This is a genomic window from Pseudomonas multiresinivorans (assembly GCF_012971725.1).
Lineage (GTDB): Bacteria > Pseudomonadota > Gammaproteobacteria > Pseudomonadales > Pseudomonadaceae > Pseudomonas > Pseudomonas multiresinivorans.
Genome location: NZ_CP048833.1, coordinates 3,008,489 through 3,022,083 on the forward strand (window position 1 = coordinate 3,008,489; position 13,595 = coordinate 3,022,083).

The window sequence follows — 13,595 nt, forward strand, 5'->3', positions numbered from 1 at the left end:
CCGGAGTTTGCCTGCAGAAGCGCCCCATGGACGCGATCACTGGCATGGCCCAGCGCATCAATCCAGCTTCGAGAGGATGTCCCAGGCCAGCTTCACCCGTGCCTCGTTGGGGTAGTTGCGGTTGGCGAGGATGACGATGCCGCGCTGCTTCGACGGGACGAAGGCGACGTAGGCACCGAAGCCGCCGGTGGCGCCGGTCTTGTTCACCCAGACGTTCTGCTGCGGCGGCAGCGGCTTGCGCAGAGCCTTCACCGGCTGGCTGTCCAGTACCATCGAAGGACCGTTGTATTGCTGCAGTTCGGTGAGTTTTGGGGGGTAGGCATACTGCTCCCAGACCAGGTCCTGGGTCATCGGGCCGACCTGGTAATAGCCGGTGCGGGTGGCATCCACCGCCGCCTGCAACTTGGCACCGAGCTTGACCTCGCCCAGTTGCACCTGGACGAAACGCAGCAGGTCGCGGCTGCTGGATTTCACCCCGTAGGCCTCATCGGCGATCTGGTCCGGGTTCACCCGCACGGGCTGGTCGCCCTTGTCGTAGCCCTGGGCATAGACACCCTGGCGCGTCACGGGTACATCGATGTGGGTATTGCTCAGCCCCAGCGGGGCGAAGACGTTGCGTTGCATCGCGGTCTTGAACGGCACATCGAGGGCGCGCGCGGTGGCGATGCCGAGCAGGCCGATACTGGGGTTGGCGTAAGTCCGCTGGGTGTTGGCGGGATACTGCGGCTGCCAGTTCCTGTAGTAGTCGGTGAGCTGTTGGGGAGTCTTTACTTCATCGGGCAGTTGCAGCGGGAAACCGCCGGTGACGTGGGTGGCGAGCTGGATCAGCGTCACCTTGTCCAGGGCGCTGCCGCGTAGTTCCTTCAGATAATGTGTCGGGCTGTCCTGCAGCTTGAGCTTGCCGCTGGCCTGGGCGAAACCGGCGAGGGTGGCGGTGAAAGTCTTGCTCACCGAGCCGATCTCGAACAGCGTATCGCTGCTCACCGGCTGCTTGCTCTGCTTCGACGCCACGCCGAAATTGTAGAAATGCTGCTCGCCATGGTCGGTGATGCCGATGGCCAGGCCGGCGATGTTCTGTTCACGCATGACCTGCTGGGCGAGCTTGTTCACCTTCGCATCGAAGTCCGGCGGGGTGGCTTGGGCGAGGTTGGCGAATGCGAGTGCGGTGAGGCTGAACGCGAGGGGAGCGGTCCGGCGCATGAAGACGTCCTGTTACGGTGTAGAAGGACTGAACCTAGCACCACCCGCCCCGTCGCTCCAGCGGTAGGCGGGGCACGGTGCCCCGCCTGGCGTCGATCAACGAATGTTGTTGATGCTGCCTTTGTTGCCAGTGACCTTGACGTCCACCTTCTTGAAGATGAAGTAATCCTGCACGTTCACTTCGTAGCGCGGCGCGACGATCAGATCGGAACCGGAGCTTTTCACGGCCTTGTACGCGGCAGCGGCCTTGACCGAGGAAACCGGGTCGAAGGCAGCCAGGCTCATGCCCGAACCGCTTTCGGCGCCGTAGGTCACGCCATCGGCATACTGGCTGTCGCCGCCGAACTTGATGAAGCCGAACAGGATGTTGACCTGGGACTGGCCGCTGATCGGGCCACCGACGGCGACGTCCGCCTTCAGGTCGGTCTTGACGGCGCCGGCGATCGGAGCGATCGGCTGGCTGACGTTGTAGCTGGTGCAGCCGGTGGCGAGGGCGGCGACCGAGACGAGTGCGGCGGCGCTCAGGAACTTCTTCATGCTTACTCCTTGTATGCAAATGCCCCTTTTTGCATTGGATTGGGGGCGGCGGCACTGTAGGGCCCCGATGAACGGTTGCTGAATAAGACGAATCTCAAAGCAGGATGCGCGTTGTTGTCGCAGCGAGGCGTCTACGACGCACATTTCAGCGCCTTCGACCGGCAGCGCTACGCCGCATCGGCGCCGGGTGGTAGGATTCGCGCCCCATGCGAATCTCCGACCTCGACCAACGCCTTGCCGACCTTGGCGCGCTGCCCCTGCATCGCGCCCGGATGCTGCGTGCCTGGCTGCAGGGCAAGGCGCTGGATGCCGGCACCAAGCGGCAGGCGACCGAGGACTTCCTGCCGCTGAGCGTGCGCAACGGCGTGGCGCAGATCGCCGCCGAGCTGGATGCCCTGGCGACGGTTCATTCCCGCCATCCCGGCGGTGACAACTCCGAGCGCCTGCTGGTGCGCCTGGCCGACGGGCAAATGGTGGAAAGCGTGCTGCTGCCGCGCGGCGGTGTCTGTGTGTCCACCCAGGTCGGCTGCGCGGTGGGCTGCCGCTTCTGCATGACTGGTAAGAGCGGCCTGCTGCGCCAGCTTTCCACCACCGAGATCGTCGCCCAGCTGGTGCTGGCACGGCGCGTGCGGCCAGTGAACAGGGTGGTTTTCATGGGCATGGGCGAGCCGGCGCACAACCTGGACAACGTGCTGGAAGCCATCGACCGCCTCGGCACCGACGGCGGCATCGGCCACAAGAACCTGGTGTTCTCCACCGTGGGCGACCCACGCGTCTTCGAGCGCCTCCCGCAGCAACGGATCAAGCCGGCCCTGGCGCTATCGCTGCACACCACTGATGCCGAGCTGCGCGAGCACCTGCTGCCGCGTGCACCGAAGCTCACTCCCGAGGAACTGGTGGAGCAGGGCGAGGCCTATGCGCGCGCCACGGATTATCCGATCCAGTACCAGTGGACGCTGCTCAAGGGCATCAACGACAGCCAGGAAGAACTCGACGGCATCCTGCGGCTGCTCAAGGGCAAGTTCGGCGTGCTCAACCTGATCCCGTTCAACGCCCTGGAGGGCGACCAGTACCAGCGCCCGGACAGTGAACGCATCGTCGAGATGGTCCGCTACCTGCACAGTCGCGGCGTGCTGACCAAGGTGCGCAACAGCGCCGGGCAGGATGTCGACGGCGGTTGCGGCCAGCTGCGCGCGCGGGCGACCAATCTGATCGCTACCCACCGCGAGCGTCGTTCGCCGTAGAGCGCAGAAAGGGCAGGCCGGCAAAGGAAGGTGGAAGGCCCGGCCACCATGGAGGGGGCGCCTGCCGTGTTGTTGGTAAACTTCCACTCCCTGATCGTTCCCTCTGCAATAAGAGCAGCGAGCTCAACTCCACTCGTTCATAGGGTGGCGATCAAATAATAAAACCTGCGCCAGAAAGTATAATTGCGCTGAATTGTGGGATGCGTCTTGCGATAATCGGATAAGTGAAGCGAGTAGCCTGTCAGGAATTTGATTGCGAATAGGACAAATCCTACATGTAGGTTGGGATTGTACTACCTAATAAGGTTAAAGTTTCCCATAGAGTCGCCACCGTATTCTCTGCGGTCTTAAGTAACGGAAATTCTTTGTTTCCCACAGGTGGCCTCATGAAACTCAAACTTCTTGCTTATCCGGCTCTCCTGCTGGCGCTGGCCGGGTGCGGTCCGCACGAAGCGGCCGGCCCCTCGAGCACCAACTCACGGCTCAGCGTACCGGCGCTACCGGTGATCCAGGACGCCGTGCGCTCGCTGTATCCCACCTTCAACGGCAAGGACGTTCCGGCGCTGGTCCAGCAGTTGTGCGCGCTGGCCAATGGCGGCGTCACCGCGGAGCAGAACAAGGCTCGACTGCTGGCCCTGGGAATCAACCCTGCCGGCTTGCCCGCCAGCAGCCCTGACGCCGTTGCGCTGCTGGTCAATGCGGATACCGCCGGCCAGGCGACGGCCTGCGCTGCCTACCATGCGGTTTCCGCGCTGAAGCCTATTGACCCCACGGACATCCTGCGACCCTCTGCAGGGGGCGCGGGGGACATCGCGAAAGGCGATGGGGCGCAGAACAGTGGCCGTGGTGCGAAGAGTGAAAACGGAACGGGCAGCAATTCCTCCATTGAACTGGATAGCTTCGCCGCCGAACGGCTGATGGCCCTGCGGGTCGCCCAGAGCCGTGCCAATGCCGATATCTTCGCGCTCATCGCCAGGCGGCTGGCGACGACGCCGGGGCTCAGCGAGAGCGACTACCGGAATCGCGCCGCGAAGCTGTTCGGCGAACTGGCGCCGCGTTACCTGGATGACCTGAAACAGCAGATCCCACCGGCGGGCACGCGCTATCGCCTGGATCGACTGACCCCCGAGCAGTTCGCTTTCAGCTCCGACAGCGGGCTGCGCTACGTCGTGTCGAAGGTGGATGGCGTGTCCCTGAGCCGTGATGGCCAGCTCTGGTTTGGCCGCGGCGTAATGCTCGGCAGGACCTACTATCTGCCGGTTTCCGTCCACTGACCCGATGCCCGTTGTTCCCCACTCGCTGCTGCTCGGCAGCCGCAGTGGGTCCCCACACCTGGCTGGCGCACCGTCGCGAATACCGAGTCGCGGCTGGTTGCGCGCCAGGTGTTTTCATTGGCGCGTGCCTTCCCGGTGCGTTCGCTGTGATCTCTTCTGGTCGTTGATTCGCAAATAAGCGTACTTGTCTGCTGGGCTAAAAAATTGGCGCTGCGCATTCTTAGGGTGTTTCTCGTCGCAGTGTAAGAATTACATTAAGAATTCGCCTACACAGTGCCAAGAGTTCTCTGAATTCCTAGGAAGTTGCCCGCAAATAACATGGCCTCAATGTCGTCCCGATTCGATTTTTCCTAGGACGATTCCTAGTCATTGTTTGAGGGCAAATCTTATGAATCGCGCATATCGCAGTATCTGGAACGAGAAGACCGGAACTTATGTGGCGGCCGCCGAGACGACCAAGAGCCGGACCAAATCGGGCCGCACCCTCGGTCGAGTGATTTCCTTCGTCCTGATGAGTGCGGCCGGCTTTGCGTCGGAAGCATTCGCCGGTGTGTCACTCTCCGACGCCGGGGTAACGGTCAACGGCAACGCAACCTCGCGTGCGGCCGGATCAGCCGGTGGCTGGGGGGCACAGGCCAACGTCATTGGCATGGCGATGACTCCCGACGGCGACTGCCAGGACCTCGCCGCCAGCTACACGACCGGCCCATCGGCCTTGGCCAACATGAGCACCATGTTCTCCAGCCTGGCCCCGCAATACACCACCACGGCCGACTACACCACCCAGGCCAACAAAGGCTCGTCCTACGTGAACTGGGGCTCGAGCCAGTTCATCGGCGGTAGTGGTGTGATCGGTACCAACCCTGGTGGTGCGTCCATCTATAACGGTGCGACCCTGGCCTATGGCATGGACTCCACCGCCATTGGTTGCGCCACCCGTGCATACGGTTTTGGCTCCACCGCCATGGGCTTCGGCTCGATGGCACAGGACTCCGGCGGCATCGCCATGGGTGTCTACGCCACTTCCAAGGGCAATGGCTCCATCGCTCTGGGTACCCTGGCGTCGGCGGTGGCCGATCACGCCGTTGCGCTGGGTTACGGCGCCAGCGCCTCGGCTGCGGATAGCCTGGCGCTGGGCACGTCTGCAAAGGCAAGCGTCGCCAACAGCCTTGCCCTGGGTAACGCCGCCAGCGCAACGGCGACCAACTCCGTCGCCCTGGGCTCGAACTCCAGCACCTCTGCGAATCTCGCGGCTGCCGGCTTCAATCCGGGAGTCGCCACCTTGTCGGGCACGGCATCGGCCACCAACGGTGAAGTGTCCATCGGTGCGTCGACCAAGGAGCGTCGTCTGACCAACCTGGCGGCCGGTGCGGAAGCGACTGATGCGGTCAACGTCAGCCAGCTGCAATCCGAAGATGCCAAGGTCAACAACCTTGCCGCTACCGCAGCCGCGGTGCTGAGCACGACAGTGGGCGTCAACGGCACGATCAACGCCCCAAGCTACCTGCTGCAGAACGCCAATACGCTCGCCGGCGCCACTGGCGTCGCCGCCAGTGTCGGCTCGGGTTTCGACAAGGTCGATGGCGCCCTCGGCGCACTGGATGGCCGTGTCACCCAGAACGCCACGGACATTGCGGGCAACACCGCCTCGATCGGCGATCTGGACAGTCGCACCACCCAGAACACCGCTGAAATCGCCGGCAACACCGCCGCGATCACCGGCATCGACAGCCGCCTCACCAGCGTCGAAGGCAGCGTGACCAACCTCGACGGTCGCATGACCAACGTCGAAGGCGACATCACTAGTATCACCACCAACCTCAACAGCGGAACCATTGGCATGGTCCAGCAGTCCGCTGCCGGTGAAAACCTGACCGTGGGCAAGGACAGCGACGGCGCTGCCGTCGATTTCCTCGGCACCGCCGGTGCCCGCCAACTGATCAACGTGGCCGACGGCACCGTAGCCGCCGACAGCAAGGAGGCCGTGAACGGTGGCCAGCTGTTCACCACCAACCAGGACGTAGCGCAGAACACTGCGGACATCGCTGGCAATACCGCAGCGATCACTGGCCTGGACGGTCGTGTTACCCAGAACAGCTCCGACATCGCGAGCAACGCCGCCTCGATCACCAACCTCGACGGTCGCATGACCAACGTTGAAGGCGACATCACCAGCATCACCACCAACCTCAACAGCGGCACCATTGGCATGGTCCAGCAGTCCGCTGCCGGTGAAAACCTGACCGTGGGCAAGGACAGCGACGGCGCTGCCGTCGACTTCCTCGGCACCGCCGGCGCCCGCAAGCTAATCAACGTGGCCGACGGCACCGTGGCCGCCGACAGCAAGGACGCCGTGAATGGCGGCCAGTTGTTCAGCACCAACCAGGACGTAGCGCAGAACACTGCGGACATCGCTGGCAACACCGCCGCGATCACTGGCCTGGACGGTCGTGTTACCCAGAACAGCTCCGACATCGCGAGCAACGCCGCCTCGATCACCAACCTCGACGGTCGTATGACCAACGTTGAAGGCGACATCACCAGCATCACCACCAACCTCAACAGCGGCACCATTGGCATGGTCCAGCAGTCCGCCGCGGGTGAAAACCTGACCGTGGGCAAGGACAGCGATGGCGCCGCCGTCGATTTCCTCGGCACCGCCGGCGCCCGACAGCTGATCAACGTGGCCGACGGCACCGTAGCCGCCGACAGCAAGGAGGCCGTGAATGGCGGCCAGCTGTTCAGCACCAACCAGGACGTAGCGCAGAACACTGCGGACATCGCCGGCAACACCGCCGCGATCACCGGCATCGACAGCCGCGTCACCAGCGTCGAAGGCAGCGTGACCAACCTCGACGGTCGCATGACCAACGTCGAAGGCGACATCACCAGCATCACCACCAACCTCAACAGCGGCACCATTGGCATGGTCCAGCAGTCCGTCGCGGGTGAAAACCTGACCGTGGGCAAGGACAGCGATGGCCTGGCCGTCGACTTCCTCGGCACCGCCGGCGCTCGCAAGCTGGTCAACGTGGCCGACGGCACCGTGGCCGCCGACAGCAAGGACGCCGTGAACGGTGGCCAGCTGTTCAGCACCAACCAGGACGTAGCGCAGAACACTGCGGACATCGCCGGCAACACCGCCGCGATCACCGGCATCGACAGCCGCCTCACCAGCGTCGAAGGCAGCGTGACCAACCTCGACGGTCGCATGACCAACGTCGAAGGCGACATCACTAGTATCACCACCAACCTCAACAGCGGAACCATTGGCATGGTCCAGCAGTCCGCTGCCGGTGAAAACCTGACCGTGGGCAAGGACAGCGACGGCGCTGCCGTCGACTTCCTCGGCACCGCCGGCGCCCGCAAGCTGATCAACGTGGCCGACGGCACCGTGGCCGCCGACAGCAAGGACGCCGTGAACGGTGGCCAGCTGTTCAGCACCAACCAGGACGTAGCGCAGAACACCGCTGACATCGCTGGCAATACCGCCGCGATCACTGGCCTGGACGGTCGTGTTACCCAGAACAGCTCCGACATCGCGAGCAACGCCGCCTCGATCACCAACCTCGACGGTCGTATGACCAACGTTGAAGGCGACATCACCAGCATCACCACCAACCTCAACAGCGGCACCATTGGCATGGTCCAGCAGTCCGCCGCGGGTGAAAACCTGACCGTGGGCAAGGACAGCGACGGCGCCGCCGTCGATTTCCTCGGCACCGCCGGCGCCCGCAAACTGATAAACGTGGCCGATGGCACCGTGGCCGCCGACAGCAAGGAGGCCGTGAACGGTGGCCAGCTGTTCAGCACCAACCAGGACGTAGCGCAGAACACTGCGGACATCGCTGGCAATACCGCAGCGATCACCGGCCTGGACGGTCGTGTCTCCGGCATCGACAGCCGTGTGACCAGCGTGGAAGGCAGCGTGACCAACCTCGACGGCCGCATGAACAACGTCGAAGGCGACATCACCAGCATCACCACCAACCTCAACAGCGGCACCATCGGCATGGTCCAGCAGTCCGCTGCCGGTGAAAACCTGACCGTGGGCAAGGACAGCGATGGCCTGGCCGTCGACTTCCTCGGCACCGCCGGCGCTCGCAAGCTGGTCAACGTGGCCGACGGCACCGTGGCCGCCGACAGCAAGGAAGCCGTGAACGGTGGCCAGCTGTTCAGCACCAACCAGGACGTGGCTCAGAACACCGCCGACATCGCTGGCAACACCGCTTCCATCGGCGATCTGGATACCCGTACCACCCAGAACACCGCTGATATCGCCGGCAACACCGTGGCGATCAGTGGCCTGGATAGCCGTGTCACCCAGAACACCACGGATATCAGTGGCATCAACACCACTCTCGCCAACATGAGCGGCACACTGTCCGACGCCCTGGTCTACGACTCGGCGGCACACGACAAGGTGACCCTGGGGAATACCGGCAAGAGCGTCCAGTTGACCAACGTCAAGGCCGGCCAACTGTCCGAGGACAGCACCGATGCAGTCAACGGTGCGCAGCTGTTCGATACCAACAACAAGGTCGCCGTGATCGATGGTCGCGTCACCGGCCTGGAAAGCAGCGTCAGCAACATCGTCAGTGGCGGTGGCATCAAGTACTTCCACACCTCGTCGAGCCTGGCCGATTCGGTGGCCAGCGGCGCCAATGCCATCGCCGTCGGTGGCAATGCCAAGGCCAGCGGCGACGGTTCGGTCGCGCTGGGTGAGGGCGCCGAAGCTTCGGCCAAGGGCAGCGTGGCGCTGGGTCAGGGTGCGAGCGACGGCGGTCGCGGTGCGCCGGCCGAGGCTTACGTCGGGCAGTACTCGGGAGCGAGCAACGACAAGGTCGTGGGCACCGTGTCCGTCGGCAATGCCGCGACTGGCGAGACCCGCACCATCAGTAACGTGGCTGATGCCCAGGAGGCCGGCGATGCCGTCAACCTGCGTCAGCTGGATGGGGCGGTGGCTGCATCGAAGTCCTACACCGATAGCCGGGTTGAAGGGATCGCCGGGAGCGTCGCCAATGTCGATGAGAGCATCGCCAAGGTCGACAACCGGGTTGCCCAGGTCGAAGACAGCGTCGGCAGTCTGGGCGCGGTGAACAATACCGCGAAGCTGCAGAAACCGACTGCCACCGGTACCGACGCTGTCGCAGTCGCTCCGGGGGCGGAGGCCACGGGTTCCAGCAGCACGGCGGTGGGCTCCAACGCCAAGGCCAAGGGCAAGAACTCGGTGGCCGTCGGCGCCAACTCGGTGGCCGAGCGCGATAACAGTGTTGCTGTCGGTAGTGCCGGCAACGAGCGCCAGATCACCCACGTGGCGGCAGGCGTCGAGCGTACCGACGCCGTCAACGTCGGCCAGGTGGAGGATGCGCTGGGCAGCCTTGCGGGGCAGACCAACTCGCAGTTCAACAGCCTGCGCAGTGATCTGAAGGAGCAGGACGACCGCCTGAGTGCCGGTATCGCCGGTGCTATCGCCATCGCCAGCCTGCCTCAACCGATGAGCAACGGCGGTAGCACCACCTCCGCCGGTATTGGCAACTTCAATGGCCAGTCGGCTGTGTCGGTGGGCGTATCGCACATCTCCAACGACGGCAAGTGGACGACCAAGGTCGGCGGTAGCGTCGATACCCAGAGCAACTTCTCCCTCGGTGCGGGGGTGGGTTACAACTGGTAAATCAGTGGATACCTCCCGCTGGAAACTCGGCGGGAGGGGCTCTTGCAGGAAGCTCGAAAGAATGACGGGGCGCTCAGGCGCCCCGTTTTCTTGTCCGTTTTCACAGGGCTCCGGGCAATGCGGCGATACGCTGCCCCGACCACTGACAGCCGAGCTCTCCTTGCACCCGGCGTACGCCGGTTGGTAGCCTTCCCCATCTGAAAAAACCAGCAGGGCTGGGTATGGCGATCCGGGTTGTCGAAGCACAAGAAGTAGATCAGCAGCGAATTGCCATTCCTGGTTGGGAGCAGCAGTACACGCAGATGTCCGCCGGGCGCTTCGCCGGGCGCATTCTGCATGCCGAGGTCGAGGGGATCGAGCTCTACGAGGAGCAGATGAACCTGCGCGTGGAGCAGGAATTCCACGCTCCGCCCGGTGCGCTGGTGTTCAGCTTCGACATGTCCGACAACGCGCTCTACCTGCTCGACGGGGAAACCCGCAACGCCTGGGTCACGCCGGAGAACTACCGCGAGGTGGCGGTGGTGATCAAGGAGTCCGCACATTGGGGTCAGCCGGCGGATGCCTTCGCCGACCTGGTGCTGACGCCGCTGCGCTCGGGCCACTGCCAGTCGGTGGCGACCTCGTTGAGCAACCTGCTCACCGGCGCGACGACGGGTGATGACCCGATGGATGCACCGGGTGTGGCGCAGAGCATCGTCTCCAACTGTTTCTCGCTGCTGTGCGAGGCGCCCCTGGATGGCGAGCGCCGCGCGCGCTCCATCGTGCAGGCCAAGCGCGTGGTGCAGCGGGTCAAGGAAGTGGTGAACGATTGCCCCGACGAGCAGTTCGGCATGGCCGATCTCGCCGCCAAGGCGGGTGTTTCGCCGCGCACGCTGCAGCAGTCGTTCCTGCACTATGCCGGCATCCCGCCCATCGTCTGGCTGCGCAACCGCCGCCTGAACGCCGCGCGCCGCGACCTGCTGGCCGCCGCCGAATCCGGCATGACCGTGGCCGAGGTGGCGATGAAGTGGTCGTTCTGGCACCTGGGACGGTTTTCCCAGTCGTATTTCGCGTTGTTCGGCGAGTATCCGAAGACCACGGCCAAACTGGGCGGCCGGGTCTGAACCCATTGCCTGCAACGGAGCGGTAGCTGAGCCATCGCGGACGGAGTCCGCTCCTACGTAACCGGCGAACGTAGGAGCGGACTCTGTCCGCGATCGGCAACCGGCGGCGCTGGGACTGGTTCGCGAGCAAGCTCGCTCCTACAAAGTCAGCCCAGTAGCTCGCGCACCCGATACCACGCCATCCCCAACGCCAGCAGCGGCGAACGCAGCAGCTTGCCGCCAGGGAAGGTCAGGTGAGGCACCGCGCTGAACAGGTCCAGCCCCTTGCTCTCGCCCTGGTGGATGGCTTCCGCCAGCAGTTTGGCCGACCAGTGCGTGACGTTCAGCCCGTGGCCGGAATAGCCCTGGGCGAAGTACACATTGGGATGGGCCTTGAGCCGCCCGACCTGCGGGAAGCGATTGGCAGTGATGCCGATCATGCCACCCCACTGGTAGTCGAGCTTCACCTGTTCCAGTTGCGGGAACACCTTGAGCACCTTCGGCCGCATGTAGGCGCCGATGTCCGCCGGGTCGCGCCCGGAGTAGTGGCAGGCGCCGCCGAACAGCAGGCGACGGTCGGCCGTCAGGCGGTAGTAGTCCAACCCAACCTTCTGGTCGCACAGCGCCATATTCTGCGGGATCAGCTGCGCCGCCAGTTCCGTGGACAGCGGCTCGGTGGCCACCACGTAGCTGCCGGCGGGCAACACCTTGCCCGTCAGCTTCGGTTCCAGCTCATCCAGATGCGCATTGCAGCCGAGCACCAGGGTGTTCGCCAGTACGCGGCCCTGGGCGCAGTGAACGACGGCGGTTGCACCGTGCTCGATGCGCAGCACCGGGCTCTGCTCGAAGATCTGCGCGCCGAAGGCCTTGGCCGCACGGGCCTCGCCCTTCACCAGGTCGAGCGGGTGCAGGTGGCCCGAGCCCATGTCGATGTGCCCGCCCGCGTAGCAGTCGCTGGCGACCACTTCGCGCATGCGCTCCGGCGGTACCAGCCGGGTCTCGTGCGGGTAATCCGAAGTGCTCAGCGACTCCTGTTCGCGGACCATCGCAGCGTATTGCGCCGGGGTATTGGCCAGCTCGCAGAAGCCCCAGCGCAGGTCGCACTCGATATCCAGCTCGCGGATGCGTTCGGCGACCAAGGCCACCGAATCGACACCTGCCTGCTCGAGGTAGTGCACGCCTTCCTCGCCGACGTACTTGGCGAAGCCGCTGACGTCATGGCCGATGCCACGGATCAGCTGCCCGCCATTGCGCCCGCTGGCGCCCCAGCCGATGCGCCGGGCTTCCAGCAGCACCACGGAGTGGCCACGCCGGGCCAGCTCCAGGGCTGCGTTCACGCCGGTGAAGCCGCCGCCGATCACGCAGACGTCCGCCCGCACATCCCCGGTGAGGGAGGGGTACTGCTGACGGTCGCGGGCGGTCGCGGCGTAGTAGGACGCGGCGTGCTCCTCGGTGTGCTTCATGGGACTTTCTCGTTTCATTGGTTGAACTTGATCTTGCTCCAGCTGCGGGTCATCAGGCGCATGATCTTGGGCGGCGGCGCCTTGGCGATGTACAGCTTGTCGAGCACGGCCTGGCTCGGGTAGACCTCGGGGTTGTTCTGCATTTCCTCGGGCAGGAGGGTCTTGGCGTCAGCGTTGGCGCTGGGGTAGCCGACGTACTCGCTGATGCCGGCGATCACCTTCGGATCGAGGACGTAGTTGATGAACGCCAGCGCCTGTTCCGGATGGCCCGCATCCGAGGGGATCGCCATCAGGTCGAACCACAGGTTCGCGCCTTCCTTGGGAATGCTGTAGGCGATCTCGATGCCGTTCTTCGCTTCCTTGGCCCGCGCGGCGGCCTGGAACACGTCGCCGGAGTAGCCGAAGGCCACGCAGATGTTGCCGTTGGCCAGGTCCGAGATGTACTTCGAGGAGTGGAAGTAGGTCACGTATGGGCGCACCGCCACCAGCTTCGCCTCGGCCTTGGGATAGTCCTGCGGGTTGGTGCTGTTGGGGTCCAGGCCCAGGTAGTTGAGCACCGAGGGGATCATCTCGTCCGGCGAGTCCATGAAGGCCACGCCGCACGCGCTGAGCTTCTTGATGTTCTCCGGCTCGAACAGCACCGACCAGGAGTCGATCTTGTCGACGCCCAGCACCTGCTCGACCTTGGCGACGTTGTAGCCGATGCCGTTGGTGCCCCACAGGTAGGGCACCGAATGCTTGTTGCCCGGGTCGTTCTGTTCCAGCAGCTTGAGCAGCGTCGGGTCCAGGTGCTTCCAGTTCGGCAGCTTGCTGCGGTCGAGTTCGAGGAACACGCCAGCCTGCACCTGGCGGGTCAGGAAGTGGTTGGACGGCACCACTACGTCGTAGCCGGAACGGCCCGCCAGCAGCTTGCCTTCGAGGGTCTCGTTGGAATCGAAGACGTCGTACACCGGCTTGATCCCGGTGGTCTTCTGGAAGCCGGCGAGGGTGTCCGGGGCGATGTAGTCGGTCCAGTTGTAGATGCTGACCGTCGGTGCAGCGTGTGCGGCCGAGGCAAGGGCTGCCAGGGCAAAGGGCGCAAGGGTGCGCAGCAGTCTCATGGGGACTCCCGAATTGTTGTT

The 13,595-nt window shown here is 64.3% G+C and carries 8 protein-coding genes; 4 read left to right on the plus strand and 4 right to left on the minus strand.

Annotated features, from left to right (window positions below; genetic code table 11):
- Positions 1–57: 57 nt before the first annotated feature.
- Both ampC and G4G71_RS13820 read right to left on the minus strand, forming a co-directional pair.
- Positions 58–1,200: a class C beta-lactamase gene (ampC, locus tag G4G71_RS13815; RefSeq protein WP_169938427.1), complete on the minus strand. Its 1,143-nt coding sequence runs from the start codon at positions 1,198–1,200 to the stop codon at positions 58–60.
- 96 nt (positions 1,201–1,296) lie between these two features.
- Positions 1,297–1,737: a hypothetical protein gene (locus G4G71_RS13820; RefSeq protein ID WP_024763830.1), complete on the minus strand. Its 441-nt coding sequence runs from the start codon at positions 1,735–1,737 to the stop codon at positions 1,297–1,299.
- 206 nt (positions 1,738–1,943) lie between these two features.
- Between G4G71_RS13820 and G4G71_RS13825 the strand changes: the two genes are divergently transcribed.
- The 4 genes from G4G71_RS13825 (at position 1,944) to G4G71_RS13840 (ending at position 11,032) form a co-directional block, all read left to right on the plus strand.
- The gene (locus G4G71_RS13825; protein ID WP_169938429.1) at positions 1,944–2,981 is read left to right on the plus strand and encodes an RNA methyltransferase; all 1,038 of its coding nucleotides are present in this window, start codon (positions 1,944–1,946) and stop codon (positions 2,979–2,981) included.
- 386 nt (positions 2,982–3,367) lie between these two features.
- Positions 3,368–4,255 carry a hypothetical protein gene (locus G4G71_RS13830; protein ID WP_169938431.1) on the plus strand — a complete coding sequence of 296 codons (888 nt, stop codon included), beginning with the start codon at positions 3,368–3,370 and terminating at the stop codon, positions 4,253–4,255.
- Between the two features lie 388 nt (positions 4,256–4,643).
- Positions 4,644–9,929 (plus strand): ESPR-type extended signal peptide-containing protein, encoded by a 5,286-nt coding sequence (locus tag G4G71_RS13835; RefSeq protein WP_169938433.1) that lies wholly within the window; start codon positions 4,644–4,646, stop codon positions 9,927–9,929.
- A 302-nt stretch (positions 9,930–10,231) separates the two neighbouring features.
- A complete protein-coding gene (locus tag G4G71_RS13840) occupies positions 10,232–11,032 on the plus strand; it encodes a helix-turn-helix domain-containing protein (RefSeq protein ID WP_240964923.1) in 801 nt (266 codons plus the stop codon).
- A gap of 146 nt (positions 11,033–11,178) precedes the next feature.
- On the opposite strand, the gene G4G71_RS13845 is transcribed toward G4G71_RS13840, so the two are convergent.
- Positions 11,179–12,474: an NAD(P)/FAD-dependent oxidoreductase gene (locus tag G4G71_RS13845; RefSeq protein WP_169938437.1), complete on the minus strand. Its 1,296-nt coding sequence runs from the start codon at positions 12,472–12,474 to the stop codon at positions 11,179–11,181.
- A 14-nt stretch (positions 12,475–12,488) separates the two neighbouring features.
- Positions 12,489–13,574 (minus strand): polyamine ABC transporter substrate-binding protein, encoded by a 1,086-nt coding sequence (locus G4G71_RS13850; RefSeq protein ID WP_169938439.1) that lies wholly within the window; start codon positions 13,572–13,574, stop codon positions 12,489–12,491.
- Positions 13,575–13,595 lie beyond the last annotated feature (21 nt).

Excerpts from the sequence above, each read along its gene's own strand:
- G4G71_RS13830 (WP_169938431.1), top strand. The coding sequence starts at position 3,368 with ATGAAACTCAAACTTCTTGCTTATCCGGCTCTCCTGCTGGCGCTGGCC.
- G4G71_RS13845 (WP_169938437.1), bottom strand. The coding sequence starts at position 12,474 with ATGAAGCACACCGAGGAGCACGCCGCGTCCTACTACGCCGCGACCGCC.
- G4G71_RS13840 (WP_240964923.1), top strand. The coding sequence starts at position 10,232 with ATGTCCGCCGGGCGCTTCGCCGGGCGCATTCTGCATGCCGAGGTCGAG.
- G4G71_RS13835 (WP_169938433.1), top strand. The coding sequence starts at position 4,644 with ATGAATCGCGCATATCGCAGTATCTGGAACGAGAAGACCGGAACTTAT.
- G4G71_RS13850 (WP_169938439.1), bottom strand. The coding sequence starts at position 13,574 with ATGAGACTGCTGCGCACCCTTGCGCCCTTTGCCCTGGCAGCCCTTGCC.
- ampC (WP_169938427.1), bottom strand. The coding sequence starts at position 1,200 with ATGCGCCGGACCGCTCCCCTCGCGTTCAGCCTCACCGCACTCGCATTC.
- G4G71_RS13820 (WP_024763830.1), bottom strand. The coding sequence starts at position 1,737 with ATGAAGAAGTTCCTGAGCGCCGCCGCACTCGTCTCGGTCGCCGCCCTC.
- G4G71_RS13825 (WP_169938429.1), top strand. The coding sequence starts at position 1,944 with ATGCGAATCTCCGACCTCGACCAACGCCTTGCCGACCTTGGCGCGCTG.